At 61.4% G+C, this 23,404-nt stretch carries 19 protein-coding genes and 1 tRNA gene; 16 read left to right on the forward strand and 4 right to left on the reverse strand.

Annotation, left to right across the window (positions count from 1 at the left end):
• The first annotated feature begins 421 nt into the window (after positions 1–421).
• From H8699_RS10750 to pgeF, 13 genes are all read left to right on the forward strand, one after another.
• The gene (locus H8699_RS10750; protein WP_249285687.1) at positions 422–1,627 is read left to right on the forward strand and encodes a cell division FtsA domain-containing protein; all 1,206 of its coding nucleotides are present in this window, start codon (positions 422–424) and stop codon (positions 1,625–1,627) included.
• Positions 1,628–1,649: 22 nt separating this feature from the next.
• Complete coding sequence (gene ftsZ, locus H8699_RS10755) at positions 1,650–2,846, forward strand: cell division protein FtsZ (RefSeq protein ID WP_249285688.1); 1,197 nt, start codon at positions 1,650–1,652, stop codon at positions 2,844–2,846.
• 129 nt (positions 2,847–2,975) lie between these two features.
• On the forward strand, positions 2,976–3,557 hold the full coding sequence (locus tag H8699_RS10760; RefSeq protein ID WP_249285689.1) for a TetR/AcrR family transcriptional regulator: 582 nt from the start codon (positions 2,976–2,978) through the stop codon (positions 3,555–3,557).
• Positions 3,558–3,705: 148 nt separating this feature from the next.
• Entirely contained in the window at positions 3,706–4,824 is a 1,119-nt protein-coding gene (locus H8699_RS10765; RefSeq protein ID WP_249285690.1) for a methionine adenosyltransferase domain-containing protein, read from the forward strand.
• A complete protein-coding gene (locus H8699_RS10770) occupies positions 4,821–6,893 on the forward strand; it encodes an efflux RND transporter permease subunit (RefSeq protein WP_249285691.1) in 2,073 nt (690 codons plus the stop codon). Before H8699_RS10765 ends, H8699_RS10770 begins: the two co-directional genes overlap by 4 nt.
• Before the next feature lie 14 nt (positions 6,894–6,907).
• On the forward strand, positions 6,908–8,998 hold the full coding sequence (locus tag H8699_RS10775; RefSeq protein ID WP_249285692.1) for a YhgE/Pip domain-containing protein: 2,091 nt from the start codon (positions 6,908–6,910) through the stop codon (positions 8,996–8,998).
• A gap of 336 nt (positions 8,999–9,334) precedes the next feature.
• The gene (locus H8699_RS10780; protein ID WP_249285693.1) at positions 9,335–10,471 is read left to right on the forward strand and encodes a glycosyltransferase; all 1,137 of its coding nucleotides are present in this window, start codon (positions 9,335–9,337) and stop codon (positions 10,469–10,471) included.
• A gap of 27 nt (positions 10,472–10,498) precedes the next feature.
• Positions 10,499–11,275 (forward strand): lysophospholipid acyltransferase family protein, encoded by a 777-nt coding sequence (locus H8699_RS10785; protein ID WP_249285694.1) that lies wholly within the window; start codon positions 10,499–10,501, stop codon positions 11,273–11,275.
• A 172-nt stretch (positions 11,276–11,447) separates the two neighbouring features.
• Positions 11,448–12,908, forward strand: a complete 1,461-nt coding sequence (locus tag H8699_RS10790; protein ID WP_249285695.1) for a YDG domain-containing protein — start codon at positions 11,448–11,450, stop codon at positions 12,906–12,908.
• Positions 12,909–13,102: 194 nt separating this feature from the next.
• Complete coding sequence (locus H8699_RS10795) at positions 13,103–13,492, forward strand: zinc-ribbon domain-containing protein (protein WP_249285696.1); 390 nt, start codon at positions 13,103–13,105, stop codon at positions 13,490–13,492.
• A 558-nt stretch (positions 13,493–14,050) separates the two neighbouring features.
• A complete protein-coding gene (locus H8699_RS10800) occupies positions 14,051–14,323 on the forward strand; it encodes a YlmC/YmxH family sporulation protein (protein ID WP_249285697.1) in 273 nt (90 codons plus the stop codon).
• 58 nt (positions 14,324–14,381) lie between these two features.
• A complete protein-coding gene (nrdR, locus tag H8699_RS10805; protein WP_138296442.1) occupies positions 14,382–14,840 on the forward strand; it encodes a transcriptional regulator NrdR in 459 nt (152 codons plus the stop codon).
• A 20-nt stretch (positions 14,841–14,860) separates the two neighbouring features.
• Entirely contained in the window at positions 14,861–15,691 is an 831-nt protein-coding gene (pgeF, locus tag H8699_RS10810; protein WP_249285698.1) for a peptidoglycan editing factor PgeF, read from the forward strand.
• A gap of 66 nt (positions 15,692–15,757) precedes the next feature.
• Here pgeF and H8699_RS10815 read toward each other — a convergent pair whose 3' ends face one another.
• The gene (locus H8699_RS10815; protein ID WP_249285699.1) at positions 15,758–16,630 is read right to left on the reverse strand and encodes a LysR family transcriptional regulator; all 873 of its coding nucleotides are present in this window, start codon (positions 16,628–16,630) and stop codon (positions 15,758–15,760) included.
• A 112-nt stretch (positions 16,631–16,742) separates the two neighbouring features.
• Here H8699_RS10815 and H8699_RS10820 point away from each other — a divergent pair, with 112 nt between their 5' ends.
• Complete coding sequence (locus tag H8699_RS10820; RefSeq protein WP_249285700.1) at positions 16,743–17,633, forward strand: DMT family transporter; 891 nt, start codon at positions 16,743–16,745, stop codon at positions 17,631–17,633.
• 21 nt (positions 17,634–17,654) lie between these two features.
• On the opposite strand, the gene H8699_RS10825 is transcribed toward H8699_RS10820, so the two are convergent.
• Both H8699_RS10825 and H8699_RS10830 read right to left on the reverse strand, forming a co-directional pair.
• The gene (locus H8699_RS10825) at positions 17,655–18,113 is read right to left on the reverse strand and encodes a hypothetical protein (RefSeq protein WP_249285701.1); all 459 of its coding nucleotides are present in this window, start codon (positions 18,111–18,113) and stop codon (positions 17,655–17,657) included.
• 16 nt (positions 18,114–18,129) lie between these two features.
• Complete coding sequence (locus H8699_RS10830) at positions 18,130–18,537, reverse strand: cytidine deaminase family protein (RefSeq protein ID WP_249285702.1); 408 nt, start codon at positions 18,535–18,537, stop codon at positions 18,130–18,132.
• Between the two features lie 220 nt (positions 18,538–18,757).
• Here H8699_RS10830 and H8699_RS10835 point away from each other — a divergent pair, with 220 nt between their 5' ends.
• Both H8699_RS10835 and H8699_RS10840 read left to right on the forward strand, forming a co-directional pair.
• Entirely contained in the window at positions 18,758–21,439 is a 2,682-nt protein-coding gene (locus H8699_RS10835; RefSeq protein WP_249285703.1) for a glycoside hydrolase family 2 protein, read from the forward strand.
• Positions 21,440–21,527: 88 nt separating this feature from the next.
• A tRNA-Gln gene (locus H8699_RS10840) sits at positions 21,528–21,601 on the forward strand.
• Between the two features lie 336 nt (positions 21,602–21,937).
• Here H8699_RS10840 and H8699_RS10845 read toward each other — a convergent pair.
• Entirely contained in the window at positions 21,938–23,320 is a 1,383-nt protein-coding gene (locus H8699_RS10845) for a vWA domain-containing protein (protein ID WP_249285704.1), read from the reverse strand.
• Positions 23,321–23,404: the final 84 nt, after the last annotated feature.

Here is a 23,404-nt window from a genome sequence, read left to right on the forward strand (position 1 = left end):
GCGGCTGCGCGGTGCAGGCACGGCCGGGCCTTACATTAAAGTGCATCCGTTAAGAACGCACAAGGCCAAGAAAGGAAAAAAACTTACTTTGGCTCTCTGCCGCCCCCAAGGGCAACGACGGGCAAAGGATAACGTGCGGGCCGGGCCGCATGGCCCACGCTTTTGTGCACAAGCCCGGGCGAGGCTCCCATCCATCCGGGCCAGGGGCGGGGAATACGGCGGCTGACGCGCGCATATGTTTTCCCGGCCAGGCGTGCGCCGCGCGTTTGGCAGCCATTTAACCAGAGGATGCAGGCAGGTTTTTCCATAAAAATAATTTGTATTTAAACTGTAAAAAGCACATTTTGCGGTTTATTTCTGGGCGAATTTCTGATATGATAATGGTTGATATAGGCTAGGGAAGCTAAAGGCAGGCCCGGCCATGCGCAAAGAGGGGGAAGCGGGCGTGGATCACGGCGCTGCGGTTTTAGACTTTGGCAGTTCCAAAGTGATTTGTGCCTACGGTACCGGCGCCCCCGGCCGTGCGGTGCAGATCAGGGGGGCAAACGCTGTTTATTACCGGGATTTCGCCATCGGGAGGGACAGCGCCAGCCCGCAAAGCTGGCAGGTAGCCGCGGCCCAGGCCGTGGAGCGCACGCAAGCGCGCGCCGGCGTATCGTTTGACAGGGCCTATCTGGTGCTGCCCGGGCCTTACTCCCGGGTAACCTGTTTAAACGCCAGCGCGTCCGTCACCGGGGAGCGGGTAACCCCCCGGGATATGCGGACGGTGCTGGATCAGGCGGCCTCTCTTTACCAGCCGGACCGGTACGCGGTGGCCCACCGCACCCCCATGTATTATACATTGGACAGCGGCGAAAAGCTGCTGGACCCGGCGGGAGCCGTGTCGGGCCATCTGCGGGTGCGCGCGGCGCTTACCCTGGCGGATCGGTTCTTCGTCCAGCGCGTAGGCGCGGTGATGGACGCCCTGGGTCTTGAAACGGCGGGCTTTGTGCCCAGCGCCCTGGGGCAGGCGTTAAAGCTGATCCCCGCGCAGGTGCGCGACGGGCTGTGCATCCTGCTGGATGCAGGCTATCACGAAAGCTGCGTTTCGCTGGTCTATGCCGACAGTGTGATCTTCTCTTCCACCATCCCGGTGGGCGGGTGGCACATGGCGACCGATCTGGCGCTGCAGCTGAACATCTCCCTGGCCCAGGCCGAGCGGATTAAGCGCAGGTTCGCCTTTGGGCTGGACCCGGAGGCGCCGGACAGCGCGATCCTTGTCCAGGTGGCGGGGGGGCGCGTCAGCCGCTTTGACTATGGCGCTGTGTGTGCTATAATTGAAGCGCGGGCGATGGAGATCGTCCAGGAGGCGATGCGGGCCGTGGCGCTTAGCGGTTACACCGTCGGGGCGGACAAGCCCCTGGTGGTGACCGGCGGGGCTATCGCGCCGCTGCGGGGGGCCAAGGCCTGGTGCGCTGATGTCACCGGGCGCAAGGTGTCCATGCCCATTCCGGTGGGCGCGGTGCTCAATACCCCCATGGATACCGCGGCGGTAGGCGGGCTGCACCTGGCGCTGCAACAAACGGAAGACCCGGAAAAGGAGGAGCGATCTTCGCTTTTCCATAAACTCATTCGAAAGCGGTTTTAAATGCTAAGGAGGTAAACATCCTATGATGGAATTGGACAATGCTGTAAACGCGTCTTTTGCCAAAATCAAGGTAATCGGCGTTGGCGGCGCGGGCAACAACGCCGTGAACCGTATGATCGAGAGCCAGCTGCGCAATGTTGACTTTATCGCGATCAATACCGATCATCAGGCGCTGACCATGAGCAAGGCCGACGATACCGTGCAGATCGGCGAAAAGCTGACCAAGGGCCTGGGCGCGGGCGCCAACCCCGATGCGGGCATGAAGGCGGCCGACGAGAGCCGTGAAGAGATCATGAAACATCTCCAGGGCGCGGACCTGGTGTTCATCACCGCCGGTATGGGCGGCGGCACCGGCACCGGCGCGGCCCCCGTGGTGGCCGAGATCGCCAAAGAGATGGGTATTTTGACCATCGGCGTGGTCACCAAGCCCTTTATGTTTGAGGGCCGCCAGCGCATGCTCAATGCCGACCGCGGCATTCAGGAGCTAAAGAGCAAGGTGGATACCCTGGTCATCATCCCCAACGATAAGCTGCTCCAGGTCGTCAGCAAGGCCACCTCCATCGTAGAGGCCTTCCGCGTGGCGGACGACGTGCTGCGCCAGGGCGTGCAGGGCATCTCGGATCTGATCACGATGCCGGCGCTGATCAACCTGGACTTTGCGGACGTGCGCGCCACCATGTTCGAGCAGGGCATCGCCCACATGGGCATTGGCACCGCTGCGGGTGAGGATCGCGCCATCGCCGCGGCCCGCGGGGCCATCGAGTCTCCGCTGCTGGAGACCACCATCGAGGGCGCTACCGCGGTGCTGATCAACATTACCGGCAACGCCGACACCCTGACGCTGATGGAGGTCAACGATGCGGCCAGCCTGATCACCTCGGCTGTGCATCCTGAGGCCAATATCATCTTCGGCGCCGGCTTTGACGATACCCTGGGCGACGAGATCCGCATCACGGTCATCGCCACCGGCTATGCCGATGCCAAGCAGGATCGCGCGGCGGAGCCCATTTTCTCCCAACCCCGGGCGACCGCGGGTTCGGCCCGCCAGGCCAGCGATGGGCTGAATATGCCCAACTTTATGAATCCGCCCCAGTCCGTGCGCCCGGCCGCGCCGGCCCAGCAGGCGCAGCCGTCCAACCCGGCTCCCCAGCAGGCGCCCCGCCAGGCCCCGCAAACCGACGATAACGGCCTTCCGTCCTTTATCCGCCGGCATAAATAAGCCTACAAGTATGCAAAGGCCCAGCCATACGGCTGGGCCTTTTTTTCTTTGCGCCGGGGCGGCGTTTGTATAAAACCGGTCTTTGTATTATAATATGTAAATAGATCCCGCAGCGTGAGGAGGAGCAAATTGGCACAGTTTACCAAGCAGGCCATCGTGGCGTCCTTTGTTAAATTACTGGGGCAAAAGCCGCTGCATAAGATCACGGTTAAAGATGTGGTGGAGGATTGCGGGGTCAACCGCAATACCTTTTATTATTACTTTCAGGATATTTACGCGCTGCTGGACGAGGTCTTTCAGGAAGAGACCCGCGCCGTGCTGGAGCAGGGGGAGCCCTTTACCTCCTGGCAGGAGGGCGTGCTGCACGCCATCACCTTTGCCAGGGAGAACAAAAAGGCCATCTACCATATCTACAATAGCATGGGGCGGGAGCGGCTGCGCACCTACCTGGACGATGTGATCGCCAAGGTCGCCCTGGAATACGTGCAGCAGGAGGCCAGGGGCCTGAATGTATGCCAGGAGGATATCGAGCTGCTGGCCGAGTTTTACAAGCACGCCCTAAGCGGCATGGTCATCGAGTGGATCCGGCGGGATATGACCACCGAGGCCGAGCCGATGATCCTCAACCTGGCCCGGCTGTCGGAAGGGGCGCTGCGCGCCATGCTGGAAAAGAACGGCCGCAGGAATTCAGACGCGCCAGAAGATGCCTAAAAACCAGACATAGGGCGGGAAATGCCCAAAATTCAGACAATGTTTGTGCCGTGTGCGAAATTCGCACACGGCTTTTTGATTGTCTGCGGCAATCCCGCGGCCCCCTGCCTATAATAGGCTTTGGAGTTTGAATTTAGGGGGTGACAGGATGGCGACGTTGCAAACGGCCCGGGCCTATTGCAGGGGCCAGAGCGACAGCCTGTGCGGCCAGATAGCCGACCGGATACTGGATGCGGCCCTTTCCCAGGACCCGGGCGCGCGGATGCGGGTGGATGTGGCGCTGGCCGGCGCGCGGGCATGGATCGGAGGCGAGCTGAGCGCCGACGCGCAGATCGACTACGCCGCCCTGGTGCGGCAGACCTTGTTGCAGGCCGGCTATCCCGATCTGGCGCAGCGCTGCCAGGTAGAGCTAGCCCTGCGGCCCTTCGCACCGGAGGCGGAGGCCGGGCTGCGGCGGGCGGACGCGGGAGACGGGGACGCGCTGTGCCAGGGGCTGTACACGGGCTATGCCTGCCGGGAGGGGGCGGCGCGCTTTCCGTTGGCGGCCGCGCTGGCCCAGGCGCTTTGCGGGCGGCTGGATGCGCTGCGCGCCGAAGGCGACCTGCCCGGCTTGCTGCCCGATGGAGGGGCCTTTGTGGCGCTGCGCGCGGGGCGGATCGACGCGCTGGTGCTATGCGCCCAGCACCTGCCCTCGCTCTCCACTGACCTTGTGCGCGCGCTGCTGGAGCAAAAGGTGGTCGCCCCCTGCCTGCCCGAGGGGCTGGAAAGCGCGGGGGCGCAGATCTTTATCAATCCCTCCGGCCGCTTTACCCAGGGCGGGCCGGCGGCCTTTGCCGGCAGTTCCGGCCATCTGGAAAGCGGCTATGGCGATGCGCTGGGGCAGCCCTCCCTTGCCGGGCGGGACGCCACCCGCACCTGCGGGGCGTACATGGCCCGCTACATCGCCAAAAACCTGGTGGCGGCGGGGCTGGCGCGGCGCTGCCGGGTCAAGCTGTGCTACGCCCTGGGCCTGGCAGACCCGGTAGCCCTGGAGGTGGAGACCTTTGGCGAGGGCGGGCAGGCGTGGCTGGGGCGGTTGGTCAGCGATACGCTGGATCTGCGGCCCGCGGCCATCATCCGCCGCTTTGGCCTGCGCCGCCCCCTGTACGCGAAGCTTGCGGCCTGCGGGCGCTTTGGGCCGGGGGCGCAGGGCGCGCCCTGGGAGCAGGAGGACCTGGCCGCGGCCTGGCGGCAAAACCTGGACGGAAAGAGAGGCCATGAAGAATGATCAAGTTTGGCAAGGCGGTTGTAAAGCTGCGGATACCGATCCTGATCCTGGCGGTGATCCTGCTGATCCCGTCGGTATTGGGGATGCTGAACACCCGCATCAACTACGATATGCTGGATTACCTGCCGGAGGATATGGATACCGTTAAAGGGCAGAACATCCTGCTGGAGGACTTTGGCAAGGGGGCCTTTTCCCTTGTGATGGTGGAGGGCATGCAGCCCCGGGATGTTTCCGCCCTCAAGGCGCAGATGGAGGGCGTGCCCCACGTGGAGACCGTGCTGTGGTACGATTCGCTATCGGACATCTCCATCCCCATGGAGCTGCTGCCCCAGAAGGTGTACGATGCCTTTAATAACGGGGATACCACCCTGATGGCGGTGTTTTTCGATACCTCCACCTCCGCGGATGAGACCATGCAGGCCATTGCCTCTATCCGCGCCCTGGCGGGCAAGCAGTGCTTCGTCTCCGGGATGAGCGCCATGGTCACCGATCTAAAGGACCTTTGCGAGCGGGAGGAACCCATCTACGTGGGGCTGGCGGTGCTGCTGGCCTGCGCGGCCATGATGCTGTTTATGGATAACTACCTCATCCCCTTTATCTTTCTGGGGTCCATCGGCATGGCCATCCTTTTAAACCTGGGCACCAACTACTTTATGGGGGAGATCTCCTACATCACCAAGGCTCTCTCGGCGGTGCTGCAGCTGGCGGTGACCATGGATTACTCCATCTTCCTGTGGCACAGCTATGGCGAGCAGCAGGCCCGGTTCCCGGGGGATAAAAAGCGGGCCATGGCCCACGCGGTCGCGGCCACCATCACCTCGGTGGTGGGCAGCTCCATCACCACGGTGGCCGGCTTTATCGCCCTTTGCTTTATGAGCTTTACCCTGGGCTTTGACTTAGGTGTGGTCATGGCCAAGGGCGTGATCCTGGGCGTGATCGGCTGCGTGACCACGCTGCCGGCCATGATCCTGCTCTTTGACAAGGCCCTGCAAAAGGCCCAGCACCGGCCGCTTTTGCCCAAAATGGATAAAGCGGCCCGCCTGGTCACCCGCCGCAGCTGGGTGTTCCTCATCGTCTTTGTGGCGCTGCTGGTGCCCGCCTTTTATGGGTACATGAATACCGCCACCTATTACGACCTGGGCGAGGCCCTGCCCAAGGATATGGCGTACGTCATCGCCAACACCAAGCTACGGGAGGAGTTTGACATGGCCTCCACCCACATGATCCTGGCGGACGCGGAACTGCCCCCAAAGCAGGCCCGGGAGATGCTAGAGGAGATCGGGCAGGTGGATGGCGTGAAATTCGCCCTGGGCTTTGATTCGGTGCTGGGTTCCACCGTGCCCGAGGAGGTGGTACCCGATACGCTTAAAGCGGTGCTCAAAGGGGACCGCTACCAGCTGATTCTGGTCTCCTCTCAGTACAAGGTGGCCTCGGATGCGGTCAACAGCCAGATCGACCAGATCGGCGCCGTGCTCAAAAAGTACGATCCCAGCGGCATGCTCATCGGCGAGGCGCCCTGCACTAAGGATATGATCGAGGTGACCGACCACGATTTTCAGGTGGTCAACGCCATCTCCATCATCGCGATCTTCGTGATCATCGCCCTGGTCCTAAAGTCCATCACCCTGCCGGTGATTTTGGTGGCGGTGATCGAGCTGGCCATCTTCATCAACCTGGGGATCCCCTACTATACCGGGGTCTCGCTGCCCTTTGTGGCGCCGATCTGCATCAGCACCATCCAGCTGGGGGCCACGGTGGATTATGCGATTTTGATGACCACCCGCTATAAGCGCGAGCGTGGGATGGGCAAAACGGGGCGCGAGGCGGTGGATATCGCCCTGTCGGCTTCCATCCCATCCATCCTGGTCAGCGCGCTGGGCTTTTTTGCCGCAACCTTCGGCGTGGCGCTGTACTCCAATGTGGATATCATCAGCTCCATGTGCAGCCTGATGGCGCGCGGGGCCATCGTTTCCATGCTGTGCGTGCTGTTCATCCTGCCGGCGATGCTGATTTTGTTTGACAAGGTGATCGTGCGCACCAGCCTGGGCTTCCGAAATAAAAACGCTTGAATGGAGGAGAGACCATGAAAGATCTGAAGAATAAAAACAAATGGGCCGCCGCCGCGCTGGCGGGCACACTGGCCCTTTGCATGGGGGTATGCGCCGTAAGCTACGGGCCGTTGCAGGCCCGGGCGCAAGGGGAGGCCGCCGCGGCGGCCCCTGCACAGGAAACGCAGGTGAAGAGCCTGCTCAGCGGCTTTGTTTCCGGCAAGGATGAGACGGTGTACGTGCTCACCGGGGCGGACGGGGAAGTCCATAAGGTGATCGTCAGCGACTGGCTGAAAAACCCCGATGGCCTGGATACCTTAAAGGATTATACCGAGCTTGAAGATCCCCAGAACGTCAAGGGCGAGGGCGGCTACCAAAAAGACGGGGAGGGCATCGCCTGGGAGGCGGCCGGGGAGGATGTGTACTACCAGGGCACCACCGATAAGGCCCCGCCGGTAGAGGTGCGCTTGAGCTATACCCTGGATGGGCAGCCCATCGCCCCGGAGGCGCTGGCGGGTAAGAGCGGCCGGGTGACCCTCCATATCGATTACGTCAATCACGAAAAGCGCACCGTGGAGATCGGCGGGGAGCAGCAGGAAATATACGTTCCCTTCGTGGCGGTGACCGGGGTCATCCTGGATGGCGAGCACTTTAGCAACGTGGCGGTGACGGGCGGCAAGCTGATAAACGATGGGGACCGGTCCGTCGTCATGGGCTTTGCCCTGCCGGGGCTCAAGGATAGCCTGGGCCTTTCCGATGAGGATGTGGACCTGGACATCCCCGAGCGGGTGGAGATTAGCTGCGATGCCGAGGATTTTACGCTGGATACCGTCATGACCCTGGTCACCGGGGAGATGTTTAACGAGCTGGAACTGGGAGATGTGACGGACGCCGCGGAGCTGACCGGCGCGCTGCAGGAGCTGCAGGAGGCCTCCGGGCAGCTGGTGGACGGTTCCTCGGCCCTGTACGATGGCTTGGCCACGCTGATGAGCAAGTCCGGCGCGCTGGTAACGGGTATCGACCAGCTCTCGGCCGGGGCGCTTCAGCTTAGGGGCGGCGCGGGAGATTTAAAACAGGGCGCCGATGCCCTGGCTACCGGCGCTGCGGGCTTAAAAGAGGGCCTGGAGACGCTGTGTGCCAATAACGATCAGCTAAACGGCGGCGCGGGAAAGGTGTTTGATTCGCTGCTGGCCGCCGCGCAAAGCCAGCTCAAAGCCGCGGGCCTCACCGTGCCTGCGATGACGCGGGAAAACTACAGCCAGGTGCTCTCCTCGGTGTTGGACAATCTGGACGAGGCCAAGGTGCGCGCCCTGGCCACCCAAAAGGCGCAAGAAGCGGTGACGGCCCAGGTGAAGGAAAATTTGGTGACCATCCGCGCCGGGGTGGAATCCGCGGCGCGCGAGCAGGTGCTGGCCGCGGTGCTCAAGGGCGCGGGGCTGGACCTGACGCCGGAGCAGTACCGCGCGGCGGTGCAGGCGGGCGGGATAGATAGCGCCGTGGTCGCGGCGGTGGAGCAGAATGTCAGCGGCCAGATGGCCTCCTCCGCCGTGCAGGGCAAGATCGAGGCGGCCGTGCAGCAGCAGGTGGATGCGCTGATCCAGCAGAATATGCAAAGCGATACGGTAAAAGAGCAGATCGCCTCTGCCGTGGCGCAGGCCAAGTCCGGCGCGGGCAGCGTATCGGCCCTGAAAGCGCAGTTGGACGCCTATAAGGAGTTTTACGACGGGCTGACCGAATACACCGCCGGCGTACAGACAGCCTATGCGGGCAGCGCAGAGCTGGCTAGCGGCGCGGAAGCCCTGTCCGGCGGCGCGGGCGAGCTGCTTGCGGGCGCTAAAGCGCTGTCCAAGGGCGCAGGCGCGCTCAAGAGCGGCAGCGGGCAGCTGCTGGGCGGCGTAGACCAGCTGGAAGGGGGCGCCCTTACCCTTAAAGAGGGCATGGCCCAGTTTGACGAGGCGGGCATCCAAAAGCTGGTCGAGGTCTTTGACGGCGACGTGCAGGGGCTGATCGACCGGTTTACCGCCCTGTCCGACGCGGCCAAGGCCTACCAGAGCTTTGCCGGCCTTGCCGAGGGCATGCAGGGCAGCGTCAAGTTTATCTATAAGACCGATGCCATCGGCGAATAGCCCTGTAAGGCGCATGGGCCTTTACCGTGCGGCGTAAAGCCGACAATTCAGGCAGAGTAAGCGGGGTTTTGGGAAGAAAAGTACCAAAATCCCGCTTTTTTTGCTACAATAATAAACAAGGGTATGTTTTTTTGTTGAATAATTTTATTCCTGCCATTCCGGGCAGCCAGGCTCTTCATGCCGTCATGCCGAAGTGCAGCGGGGAATCTCACGGCAACCGCATCGGCACAGCCCGGGGGCGGCGCGTATTCAAAACGACATTTCAGCCCGGCTGCTCATAGACGTTGGGGGCGGGCGATGAGGGGTTGATCCCCTTCGAATAGGAGAGAGGGACGAATGAAGATTTTATTGGTCATGGACCAATACTACGGCGCCAACAATGGCGCCACCATCTCGGCCCGGCGGTTTGCCGGGGTGCTGATGGCGCATGGGCACGAGGTGCGGGTGGCCTGCACGGCCATGGGGGATATGCAAAGCCAGGGCGAGCGGGCGTATCTGATGCGCAAGCAGTACATCCCGATTTTTGATAACCTGGTCACCGCGCAAGGCATGATCTTTTCAAAGCCGGACGACGCGTTGCTGGAAGAGGCCATTTCCTGGGCGGATGTGACCCACTTTTTGCTGCCCTTTGCCATGGCGCACCATGGCATCCGCATCTGCAAGCGCCTGGGCAAGCCCTATACCGCGGCCTTTCACGTGCAGCCGGAGAATGTTTCCAGCTCCCTGCACCTGGGCAACGTCAAATTCGTAAACGATGGCATCTACGCCTGGTACCGCCACTATATTTATAAGGATTGCGCGCATATCCACTGCCCCAGCCGGTTTATCGCGGGGGAGCTGCAAAAACACGGTTACAAGGGCAAACTGCACGTGATCTCCAACGGTATCGACCCGGATTTTACCTACCGCAAGCAGGAGAAGCCCGCGGCCTACGCGGATAAGTTCATTATCTTGATGATCGGGCGGCTCTCCATCGAAAAGCGGCAGGATGTGCTGATCCGCGCCATCAAGCTATCCCGGCACGCGGACAGGCTGACGCTGGTGCTGGCGGGCAAGGGGCCGCGCAAAAAGCAGCTGGAAAAGCTGATCCGCAAGCTGGAGGTGCCGGCTGCCATCCGCTTTTTTGATAAGAAGGATCTGCTGGACATGATCGCCGTGAGCGACCTGTACGTGCATGCGGCGGATATGGAGATCGAGGCCATGAGCTGTATGGAGGCCTTTGCCGGGGGGCTGGTGCCGGTTATCGCCAACAGCCCTAAAAGCGCCACGCCCCAGTTTGCCCTGGACGAGCGCAGCCTGTTCCGGGCGGGGGACCCGCAGGATCTGGCCCGCAAGATCGATTACTGGATCGAGCACGAGGACGAGCGCAAAAAGATGGAGCATGCCTATAGCGCGCTGGGCAAAAAGTACGACCTGGATACCTGCGTGCGTCAGGCCGAGGAGATGTTCCGCGAGGCGATGCGCGGGGCGTAGCGATATTGGGGAGAGGAGGGCAGAGGCATGAATGCCGTACAGGATAAGCGGGAGGGCCGCACCGCGGAAGATGAGCACGTGGTGCACATGTGGCAGCCGTTTTCCTTTGAAGTCGCGCCGGATTATGACTTCCGGCGGGATGGCTTTTTGCGCCGCACGGTGGGCGTGGCCCTGCGCGGGGCGGCCACGGTCATCCTCTCCGTGGTGGACCGGGTGTTTTTGGGGCTGAAGATCGAGGGCTGGGAGAACCTTAAGGGCCTGGGCGCGCGGGGGGCGGTCACCGTATCCAACCACGTGCATATGATGGATTGCTCCATGATCGACCAGGCGCTGTGGAACCGGCGGATGTATTACGTCACCCTGGAGAGCAACTTCCGCATCCCGCTGGTGCGCCACCTGGTGCGGGTGTTCGGCGGGGTGCCGCTGTCCCAAAAGCCCAAGGCCATGGCACGCCTGTTTGAGGAGATGGGCAAGGCCTTAAAGGCGGGGGCCTTTGTACAGGTCTATCCGGAGGGGGTGCTCTACCCCTATTATCAGGGCCTTAGGCCTTTTAAAAAGGGCGCGTTTTACCTGGCGGTAAAAAATAAGGTGCCGGTGGTGCCCATGGTGATCGCCGCGCGCAGGCCCCGGGGGCTTTACCGGCTGTATAAGCGCAAGCCCTGCCTGAAGCTGACCATCCTGCCGCCCATCTATCCCAAGCCGTTTCTGGGGCAAAAGCAGGCCATCGAGACCCTGATGGAGGACTGCCGCGCCGCCATGGACGCCCAGCTGCGCGACCAGGACGTTAGAGGGCAGGATGAATAAAATTTACGGGCTGCCGTTATTGAACGGCGGCCCTTTTTATAGGCCAAAAGGCATAGCTTTAGGATTGACTGCGTTACCCCAAAACCATATAATAAAAAGGAATATATGGTCTTTATTTGATTTTGTAATTCGTCAGAAGGGGTTGGAGGAGCATACAGAAAGGATGTTACAGATGAAAAAGAGAAGATGGGTGGCCCTGCTGTTGAGCGTGGCCGTGCTGCTGTCGCTCGGCGTGTTGCCGGCCACTGCTTTGGCTGCTGGCGACACCTTTACCGTGACCTACATGACCAATGCGGGCGTGGAAATGGGCACGCTGACCTATACGGTGGACGACCCGGCCAATGCCTTCCCCACGAGTGGGTTTGGCTCCCATTTCCCTGATTTTATGGCCCGGGCCCAGCAAAAGGGCGGGGTGTACCTCTCCAACGATCTGGCACAAAGGTGGTATGAGGATGCAGCCTTTGCGTCCCCGGCAACCTTCCCACAAGGGCAAGCGGGGGAGAATTATACCGTCTACTGTAAATTAACGGTGGGCAATATCGGGGCCGGCAGCGTCCAAAACCAGGCGGCAGATGCCTCCTATGCGGATACATCCATGGCTATCCTCGCCCTATCAGGGCAGTATGTTTCGGGTAGGAACGATGGCTATGAGGGCGCAAAGGCCGTGTTTGAAAAGAAGGTGGACGGCCAGTGGGTGGAGGTGCCCGAGCGGTATTATAACGATTCGACGGGGACGCCCTGGCCCAACGTCATTTGGCTGCACGATGTGGCAGACAGCGGAGTATACCGCCTCAAATACTTCCGCTATACCGCTACGGATAATGCGGGCAACGCGCTTTATTATGTAGATGCGTACGACGCTACCTCGGGCGAGTATACGGTCAGCATTTCTCCGGTTCAGCTGACCCTGACGGGGGTGACGGCGCAGGATCGTACCTGCGATGGAACCCAGGATGTTGCGCTCGCCGGCGGCACGCTGGAGGGCGTGCTGTATGGCGATGATGTATCCTTTGCCCTGGGGACCGGCAACATGGCCGATCCCTACGCCGGTAAAGATAAATCGGTCACTACCAATATTCAGCTTACCGGCGCTAAGGCTGGTAACTATGTGCTGACCCAGCCGGAAGGGCTGACGGTGACGATCACCTGCGCGGCCGAGCGGGTAGAAGAAAAGCCGGCTACCTGCACCCAGGCGGGCCACACCGCTTACTGGTACTGTGCGGCGTGCGACCGGTACTATGGCGACGAGGCTTTAACACAGGTTATCTCGCAGGAGCAGACGGTGTTGGCCGCCCTGGGCCACAGCCCGGAAAAGGTAGAGGCCAAAGCACCTACGGCTACTGAGGCGGGAAACATCGCCTACTGGAAATGTAGGGAATGCGGCAAGGTATTTAGCGACGAGGCTTGTACGCAAGAGATCGCTCTGGCGCAGACGGTACTGCCTGCGACGGGCGAACCGGCGCCCAGCCCTTCTGCGCAGCCCAGCGCTCAAGTAGAAATAGCTGCTTCTGCCACACCCCAAACCGGGGATGACCGGGGCGGCATGCTGTGGATCGGCGTGATGCTGCTGGCCGGCGCGGGGATTGTGGCTGGAACGCTGCTGCGCGGCAAAGAACGCAAAGTAAATAAATAAGCAGGCCACTGCCTTTAGGTTACGGCAGTAAAGTTTAGATGCTCAGCGGCTAAGCGCCCACGGATTTTTTCGCGGGCGCTTTTGCTTACCTGCATACCCCCTGCCAACCAGCGGATGGGATTTGGCATTCCGGGGGGAAGATGATATAATGATTCCTAAATATCCCAAGGTTTTAAGAAGAGGAGAAATTTAAGATGTTTGGCTTTCGCAATTTTATGGCCGGCCGCTATGGCAGCGATGCGCTGACCTATGCGCTGGTGATCTTTTCCCTGATATTGGGGCTGCTGATGAACCTGTTTCGCGTCCCGTTTTTACAGCTGATCATGCTATTGCCGCTGGGGTACTGCTTTTTCCGCATGTTCTCGCGCAATATTGAGCGGCGCGCGGCGGAGAACCGGGCCTTCCTTAAATTCTGGCAGCCCATCGGCAACTGGTTCATGGGCCGGGCCGCCCGCAGCCAGGATGCGGCGCACCGGTACTTCCGCTGCCCCAAGTGCCGCCAGGAGGTGCGCGTGCCCCGGGGCAAGGGACGCATCAACATCACCTGCCCCAAGTGCGGCAATAAGTTTATCAAAAAAACCTAGAAGGTATACTTTCCCACGCAGGTTATCATTTCTCGTTCTGTCATTCCGAGCACAAGCGAGGAATCTTCTTACGCCCTGTTGGCTGTGCCTGCACCGCGCAGCCGCAGGTCGAGCGGCGCTTTCCGCCCATGCACGAGATTCTTCGCTCGGCCTTACGGCCTCCCTCTGAACGACAACGGAGCGAGTACTAAAGTATGGCTTTTCGCACAAGGGAAAGGTCCCGCTCTGCAATGTAGAACGGAGGGCGCAAGATAGCACAGTTCGGCAATTGGAACTGCAGGCGGCGGGCGGTAAGCGAAGGCCAACGAAAAGGGCGGATGCGGTTAACGGGCGCAAGCACCGAAGGGAAGAAGCGGTTTGCTGCCTGCTAAAGCCGTACATGCGCTAAAGGGATTTGCCTGCGCGCAAAGACAAGCGGTTGCCGAAAGCTCCCCCGCCTCAGGCTGGGAATGCCGGTTTGCAGTACGCTGGGCGCCATAATGCGGTATCATTTTCCGCCGCGGGGCATAGAATGCTTAAGGCCGGATTGCGGCCAAAAAGCGTCTATGGAGGGGTGGTATGATGGCACAGCTGTCCACCTATAACGAACTGCGGCAAAAAGAGGTCATCAACGTGATCGATGGCCGACGCATGGGCAACATCGTGGATCTGGAGCTGGACGTGGGAGACGGCACCGTTTTGAGCCTGATCGTGCCGGGTTCCACCAAGATGCTGCAGTTTCTGCGGCCGGAAAAGGATATCATCATCCCCTGGGGCAATATCGTCAAGATCGGGGACGATGTGATCCTGGTCAAGTTTGACGCGTTTTGCGTGCCCCGCGGGCGGGACTAGACGAAAGCGGGCAATATTTTGTATAATAGGCAAAAGAAGCAGCATAAGGAGTACACGTATGAAATGTAGATATTGCGGCTGCACGGAGCTGCGCGTGATCGATTCGCGCCCCACGGAGGACGGGGCCATCCGCCGGCGGCGGGAGTGCACCAACTGCCTGCGGCGCTTTACCACCTATGAGAAGATCGAAACGCTGCCCATCTATGTGGTTAAAAAAGACGGGCGGCGCCAGGCGTTTGATATCGCCAAGCTGCGCGCCGGGCTGATCAAGGCCTGCGAAAAGCGGCCCATCCCTTTAAAGGATGTGGAGGCGCTGGCCCAGTCCATCGAGATGCAGTTGAACAACGAGATGGTGCAGGAGGTCACCAGCCTGCAGCTGGGGGAGATGGTGATGAAGCGCCTAAAGGAGCTGGACGAGGTGGCCTATGTGCGCTTTGCCTCGGTCTACCGCCAGTTCAAGGACATCAACACCTTCCGGGATGAGCTCAACCGCCTGCTGGGCGAGGATAGACCTTAAACATAAGGATGGAAGAGAAGATGCCAAAAAGCGATTTTGAGCCCCGCAGCTACGCCGGGGTTCTTATTTTTAAAATCCCCCTCTGGGAGGAAAAGTTCCCCGAGCTGTACCACGCCTTTTCGACCCGGGTGGGCGGCGTGTCCGATGGGGAGCGGGCCACCATGAACCTAAGCTTTAAGCGGGCGGACAGTGCCGCCGTGGTGCGGGAGAACTACCGGCGCCTGGCCGCTGCGGCCGCCGCCCCTTACGAGGGGCTGGTCATCACCCGCCAGGTGCATGGGGACGATATCCTGCCCGTAAAGGACCGGGCGCTGTGCGGCAAGGGCCTTGCGGACGGCAACATCACCCCGGAATACGATGGGCTGATGACCGACCTGCCCGGGGTAACGCTGGTTAAACACTTTGCCGATTGCGTGCCCCTGTTTTTTTACGACCCCGTGCGCCGGGTGGCCGCCATCTCGCATGCGGGCTGGCGGGGCACGGTCAAGCGCATCGGCGGCAAGACCATTCAAAGCATGGGGGAGACCTATGGCTCAAGGCCGCAGGATATTTACTGCGCCATCGGCCCGTCTATCGGCCCGTGCTGCTTTGAGGTGGACGCCCCGGTGCGGGACGCCTTTGCCCAAAGCTACGGCGGTGCGTCACCCCATATCCATGAGGACGGAAACGGCAAGTTCCATATCGACCTGCAGGCCTGCAACCGGGAGGACCTGCTGCAAAACGGCGTGCCGGCCGGGCAGATCGCCATGGCCAACCTGTGCACCAGCTGCAATGCGGCCACCTTTTACTCCCACCGGCGGGATCGCGGGCATACCGGCACCCTGGCCGGACTGATCGGCATCAGGGGCTAAGGAGCGGCGCGATTTTAGCCCAAATAATAAAACGGCCCGGCTTGCTGCCGGGCTGTTTTTATGCCCTTATCCATTGCGGCAGGGCAGGTACTCGATAAAGCGGCGCACGGCCTTGGGCGCCGCCTTGCTGTCCCGCAGGGCCAGGCCGATCTGCCGGTAGGCGGGCACATCCAGCGGGCGGATGGCCACCTGGTAGGGGACGCGCCGCAGGATCAGCTCCGGGAGGATGCTCAGCCCCAGCCCGCTTTCCACCATGGATAAAATGGCGTAATCATCCCAGGTGGTAAAGTGCACGTGGGGCCGCACGCCGTTGCGCTCCAGCACCTGGGAGATCTCGGCCTTGGCCCCCTTTTCCAGCAGCATAAACGGCGCGCCGTCGAAAGCTGCGATGGGGAAGCGCTGCTGCCCGGCCAGCGGATGGTCCGGGGGCAGGATGGCCAAAAGCGGATCCTGCTCTAAAAAGAGGGTCTCAAACTCCGGCCGGGTGGGCAGACGCAAAAAGCCGCAGTCTACCCGGCCGGCGGCGATCCAGCTCTCGATCTCGGTATAATCCCCCAGCAGCAGCTCGTAATCCACGTTGGGATAATCCCGCTGAAAGGCTTTGATGATGCCGGGCAGCCAATGGGTGGCCACGCTTGAGAAGGTGCCGATGCGGATCAGGCCGGATTGCAGCTCCCCCAGCTCCTCCACCCGGGCCTGCAGCCGCCCCTGCGCCTGGCATACCTCCCGGGCGTAGGGCAGCAGGCGGACCCCGTCAGAGGTCAGCACCACCCCGGCGCGGCCCCGCCGCACCAGCGCCACCCCCCAGTCCCGCTCCAGGTCGGCGATCATGCGGCTGATGCCGGACTGAGAGTAGTTCAGCCGGGCCGCAGCCTTGGTAAAGCTGCCACATTCCACGGCGGCCACAAAGGCCATCAGCTTTTGAAGGTTGTTCTCCATATCCATCCTTTCTATCTGTTTTTATCATGTTATAGATGATAAAAATTCGCTTTAGTCATCGATAGAAGGATGATACACTATTCTCACAGCACATGCAAGGGAGAAAGGGAAAATGGCAAAGCACTACGGCAAGTATTTTCTGGCGCTGCTGCTCTTTGGCTCAAACGGGGTGGTGTCCAGCCGCATCCCCTTGAACAGCTATGAGATCGTGTTTTGGCGCACGCTGATCGGCTCGGCTTTTTTGCTGGGGCTGCTCGGCCTGACCCGGGCGCGGGCGTGGCGTAGGCCCGAGGGGCGGCACCTGTTGTTTGTGGCCCTGTCCGGCGGGGCGATGGGGGCCAGCTGGATCTGCCTGTTTGAGGCCTATTCCACCGTGGGGGTCAGCGTGGCCACGTTGGCCTACTATTGCGGCCCGGTGATCGTGATGGCGCTGTCCCCCCTGCTGTTTGGCGAGCGGATGACCCTGGCCAAGGCCCTGGGGTTTGGGGCGGTGCTGTTGGGCATGTTTTGGGTAAACGGGGCCGCCCTGGCGGGGGGCGCGGCGCCCTTAGGGCTGGTGTGCGGGGCGCTTTCGGCCCTGCTGTACGCGGCCATGGTGATCTTCAACAAAAAGGCTAAAAGCATCACCGGCCTGCAAAACGCGGCGCTGCAGCTGCTGGCGGGCTTCCTTACGGTGGCGGTATATACCCTGGCGCGCGGGGGCGCGGCCCTGCCCGCGCAGATGGGAGAGCTGGCGCCGCTGCTGTTTTTGGGGCTGGTCAATACCGGGCTGGGGTGCTATCTGTACTTTTCGGCCATCGGGCGCCTGCCCGCCGGCACCGTGGCCATCTGCGGCTATCTGGAGCCCTTAAGCGCGCTGGGGTTTGCCGCCCTGCTGCTGGGCGAGGCGCTGTCCCCCCTGCAGTTGGCGGGCGCGGCGCTGATCTTGGGCGGCGCGGCGGCCGGGGAACTGCTGGGCCGCCCTGGAAGATGGGGCATAAAAAGAGCGCCGGGCGGTAGATGACCCGGCGCCCCGCGCTGTAGCTTAAAATTCAGGCAGCTCCGCCTCCGGCACGGGCTGGGCCTCTCCGGACAGGGCGGCAAAAAACGCATCCCCGTCCCGCAGCGCCGCGGGGCAGGCGGTGACGACCCTAAAGCCGGACGGCGTGCGCAGGGTGGCGCCATCAGCGCCCAGATGCACCAGCGCGCGCGTCCCATCTTGCAGGCGAAATTCAAATTGCAGCCCGATAGAGCCGGCCACCGTGTCCGCCGCGGTAGCCTCCCGGCCTAACTGCACCTGCTCTAATAGTTGAAGCAGGGACGCGATCTGCCGGGCGTCCTCCACCTCTTTTTTCATTGCGGCCGCAGGCACCTCGCCGGTGTAGACCGCCGCGCTTTCCACCTGCGCGGGGTCAAAACCCAAAGCCGGGGGCTGCCCGCCCGCGCAGGCCCCCAGCGCCAAACAGAGCAGCAGCGCCATACAGGCGATCAAACATCGTTTCAAATGCGTCCCCTCCTTTTTAAAGCGCGTCAAATCTTTCCCCGCCCCACCAGTCGGGGACAAGCGCCCCCAGGGTCACGGTCTTTCTCCCGGGGTAATCCATCAAGATCTCGATGCGGGCGCTGTCCGGGCCCAGCTGCATCATCAGCTCCCGGCAAGCGCCGCAGGGCGGGCCCACCCGTCCGTCCGGCATCACGGCCACCAGTTTGTCGATCTCCTGCTCGCCGCAGGTGACCATGTTGGCGATGGCCGCCCGCTCGGCGCACATCCCCAAGGAGCTGGCCGTATCCATGCACACGCCCAGGTAAATATTTCCCTTACGGGTCAAAATAGCCGCCGCCACCCCGCCCGCCTGGATAAAGGGGGAGAGGGCGCGGTCCGCCTGCACGGCCCGGGCCGCCTCATACAGCTTTTGCCAGTTATCCATGTTTTCGCCCTCCTTTTTTTCATTATAGCATATTCGTCTGATTTCCCCTTGAGAAAGGGTAAAACCTTTAGTAAAATCGTAAACCTTTTTATAAATCAAAATTTTGGTGCGTTACAAGCGGCGGGATATGTTCTATAATGGTTTCATAGTAAAACGCGGCCGATGAGGGGTTGCCCGCCCGTCGCTGGCCGGTCGATTTAGAAGAATAGGGGGAAAAGCTATGCAACAAACGATACCGCGCCCGGAGCACCCGCGGCCGGACTGGCAGCGGGCCGATTGGCTGAACTTGAACGGCGCCTGGGATTTTGCCTTCCAGCCCCTTAGCGCTGCCACGCGCGCTTGCCCGGAGCTGACGGGCGAGATCACGGTGCCCTTTTCCTGGAGCTGCCCGCTAAGCGGGGTGGCGATCGATCAACCGGGGGTGGGCTGGTACCGCAAAAGGGTGGCCTATGCGCCCCCGACGGGTAAGCCGCGGCTGTTTTTGCACATCGGCGGGGCGGATTATACCTGCGATGTTTACGTCAACGGCCGGTTCTGCGCCCGGCACAGAGGGGCGTACGCCCCGGCCTGCTGCGAGGTCACCCCGGCCTGGAAGGACGGGGAGGAAAACGAGATCCTCTTGCGGATAGAGGATGCCGACGGGGCGGACCAGACCCGGGGCAAGCAGGCCTATGGGGAGATACGCGGCGTGTGGCAGACCGTGTACCTGGAGGCCCGGCCGGAGAGCTTTATCGGCGGCATGCGCATTGCCGCGGATATGCAGGGCCATGTGACGATGCAGGGCGCGCTGCACCTGAAAAGGGCGGGCGAGTATACCCTGCGGGCGGATTTTGGGGATGTGCGCGCGGAAAAGACCATCCATGTCCCGGCGGGGGTGCTGCCGGTGGAGATGGCCTTTGATATTGAAAACCCACGCCTGTGGTCTCCGGAGGACCCCAACCTGTATGAGGGCGCGCTGACACTCTTGGGCGATGCGGTGCAAGATACGGTGGCCTGCTATTTCGGCTGCCGCAGCATTGGTACCTGCCCGTCCCCCAGCGGGAAGTACAGCTGGATTACCCTCAACGGCCAGCCGGTGTACTTAAACGGCGTGCTGGACCAGGCCTATCACGAAAAGGGGCACTTTACCTATCCCACCCAAAAGGATATGCGCGAGGAGATCTGGCGGGTCAAGCGGCTGGGGCTGAATTTGATGCGCATCCACATCAAGCCCGAGGACCCGGTCAAGCTCTACTGGGCCGATAAGCTGGGCGTAATGGTGATGGAGGATATGCCCTGCTTCTGGGGCGAGCCCACGCCCAAAGCCCGGGCCGCCTACGAGCGGGAGGCCCAGGCCGTGCTGGAGCGGGATTTCAACCATCCTTCCATCGTCAGCTGGGTAGTGTTTAACGAGACCTGGGGGCTTTTCACCGGCCAGGGGGAGGAAAAACGCTATCTGCCCGAAACGCAGGCGTGGGTGCGGGCGCGCTACCGCTGGACCAAGCACTTTGACCCCACCCGGCTGGTGGAGGATAACTCCCCCTGCAATAACGACCATGTGGAAAGCGACATCAACTCCTGGCACTTTTACCGCAACGGCTACGAGGTGGTGCGGGATCATATCCGCGAAGTCGTCGGGCAGACCTACGCGGGCTCGGCCTTTAACTACATCGGCGGGAACCGGCAAAACGGTGCGCCGCTGATGAACAGCGAGTGCGGCGCGGTCTGGGGGGTGGATCACTCCGCCGGAGATAGCGATTTAAGCTACCAGTACCATTATATGATCAACGAGTACCGCCTGCACGAGGCCATGTGCGGCTTTATCTTTACCGAGCTGCATGATGTGACCAACGAGTTTAACGGCTATTACCGCATCGATAATACAGATAAGGACTTTGGGTACGACGACTTTGTGCCGGGCATGAGCCTGCGGGACCTGCACAGTCCGGATTTTGTGGCGGTTGACATCGCCCCCTGCACCCGCGTATCCTGCGGGGAGAGCGTGCGCGTACCGCTTTTCGGCTCCAGCTTTTCCCCGGCCCACCACGGCCAGACCATGCGCCTTGCCTGGACGCTGAGCTTTGAGGACCCGGTGCTGGGCCGCGTCACCCTGGAAGAGGGCGAAAAAGAGCTGCCCTGGCCGGGCTATGGCGTGCAGGACCTGGGGGCGGTAACCTTTAGCATGCCGGATTGCGACGCCCTGTGCGTGGCGGCCTTTACCCTGCTGGCCCCGGATGGGGAAGTGGTCATGCGCAATTACACCACCTTTGATGTGCGCAGCGCCAGCGGCCAAAAGCACCCCTGGCCGGGCCGCGCGGTGGAGGTGCCGCTGGAAAGCGCCACGGCGCGCGGGTTTGCCCGCTCTTACCTGGCGCTGGAAAACGAGAAGCTCAGCGCGGGCGGCTTTGGCGCCTTTATCTTCAAGGTGGATACCGCCGCCTTTGCCGGCTGCACGCAGATGGAGGTTTTGTTTGAGGCCTCCGCCCGGCAGGTATTAAAAAAGGATTTGGGGACAAACTACACCCAGGCGGACGACCTGCAGTACTTTGTGCAGGATCTGGGGGATGTGCGCCAGACCAACCCCAACAGTTATTACATGACCGATGAAGAGCGCTTCCCCTCCCGGGTGCGGGTCTACGTGGAAGGACAGTGCATCGGCCGGTGCTATCTGCCGGACGCCCCGGCGGACGCGCGGGGGGTGCTGACCTACCAGTCCCAGCGCAACGTGCGCAGATTGGAGGACGCGGGCTCGTACGGATACCTTTGCCGCTTAAAGGTGCCCAGTCGCCTGCTGCCCGCCATCCTTGAAAAGGGCGAGATGAGCGTGGAGATCCGCGTGCCCAGCAGCGTGCACGGCGGGTTGGCCCTGTACGGGCGCCTTGCGGGGCGCTATCCCATGGGGCTTACGGTGCGCGGCTGGTAAAGTTATTAGGAGATTGCAGGAAATTTGTAAAATGGGCTTGACAGGCCCTTCACCGGAATGGTAGAATAATCATCGTTCCGGTGAACATTGGGGAATAATGTAACGGCAGCATACGTGACTCTGACTCACGGCGTCGGGGTTCAAATCCCTGTTCCCCAGCCAGCGGACGGTGTCCGCGCCCGATATCGCAATTCACTTTTGTGGGTTGCGATATTTTTATTGCCCAAAAGGGAATATCCATTCCGTCAGCCTTTGCCAGCGGCAGGTTGCCGCTCCCAAATTCGCAAACCGCTTTGGTGGTTTGCGGATTTTTTTAATCCCGAAAAGTGGCGTTCATGTCGTCAAAGCGTGCCAGCTGCCCGTAGCTGCACTTTAGTAACGCAGCTTGCATTTGCAATCTGCGGTATTTTTTGCGGATTAGGTTTGCAGCGCAAGGCCCGGCGGGAGAACTTCCCGCCGGGCCTTTGAACGGTTTGGCGCCGCAGTACTATCTAAGCGTTATACCGTCAGTATGCCTTCGCAGCAACGGAAATCGGTATCGATGTTGTGGGCGATCACCCGCGCCCTGAGGTAACGGGTGGGGCAGATGCTCTGCCCGTTGTCGCTGGGCAGGGCCAGGTCCTCGGGCAGGACGAATTTGATGCACTTGACCTGCACATCCCGGCAGGTCGGCTGGTCGTGGGCGGGCAGGGTTATGGCCTTCATGCCGCGCTGGTACTCCAGGCCGTGCTCATCCACCTCGGTGAGGATCACGCCCAGCGCTACCCGCTTGCCGGGGCACACGTTTTTCACGGTCACGTCCATCTGCACGATCCGCCCCAGGGATTCGAGATAGCTGTCCCCCAGGTCCACCATAATGGAATCCGAGCAGCCCACCGTTTCAAAATCGATGGGAACGGGGCAGTCCTCGGGGTTGACCACCACGCCGCAGTCCACCGTGACGCTGGGATCGGGGAAGATCACGATATTGCCCTCGTCGTCGGAGTACTGGATGGAGGCGTTCACCTTTTTAACGCCAGAGCTCTGGCCGGTGTGCTGGATAAAGAACTCCAGCGAGGCGCCCTCGCTGGCGGTTACGCCCAGCTCGGCAATGCGCCATTTCAGCGTGTGCGCATTGAGCATCATCGCCGTCCCCTTGGTGGGAGAGGAAAGGCTGGTGATGATAAAATCGTCGTTTAGTATCTCGTCGATCACGATATTGGTGGCGCCGGGCTTGGTGATGTTGGCCGCAAGCGCGGCAAACAGCTCTTCCAGCTTGGCGTCGTCCGGGGTGACCGCCACGTGGGAGGCGTCCGGGTCGGTCGCCCACTCGTTTAAGGTGTTTACGTCCACCCCATCCGAGCCCACCAGGCCAATGCAGTAAATGATGATGCCTGCCGCACGGGCCGCCGCGGCCACGGGTGCGGGCGGCGCGCCGGTGGTGGTGTTGCCGTCCGTAAACATCACGATGACCTTCTGGTTGGCGCTGGCCGGGTCAAACAAGGCGATGGCCTTGGAAAAGGCATCCGCGTGGTTGGTATTGCCCCCCGCGCTCAGCGCGTCCACGGACGCCTTGAGCGTGGCTACGGAGGTGATCAGCTGCGTATCCGCGGTGGCGGTGCTGGCAAAGCTGACGATGCCGATATGGCTGCCCGAGCCAATCACGCCGTCCTTTACGCCGTCGGTCGCCTCCTCGATGATATCGATAAAGGTCTTGGCGCCAGCCTTCATGTTGGCCAGCGGCGTGCCGGTCATGGAGCCGGAGCGGTCCAGCACCAGAGCGATGTCGGTGGGGTTGGTGGTAATATCCGGCGCGGCCGTTAAGGCCAGGGTCACTTTCAGCGTGCCGTCGCAGCCGATCCGGTCGATACTGACGACTTTGTTGGAATTGGTTACACCCATGATCAATTCTCCTTTCTCGGCCGGGCGCTGCCCGGCCATACTTTAAGATATGTGCAGCGGATATCCGTTGCTACCGAAAAAGGA

It is taken from the genome of Luoshenia tenuis, assembly GCF_014384745.1.
Lineage (GTDB): Bacteria > Bacillota > Clostridia > Christensenellales.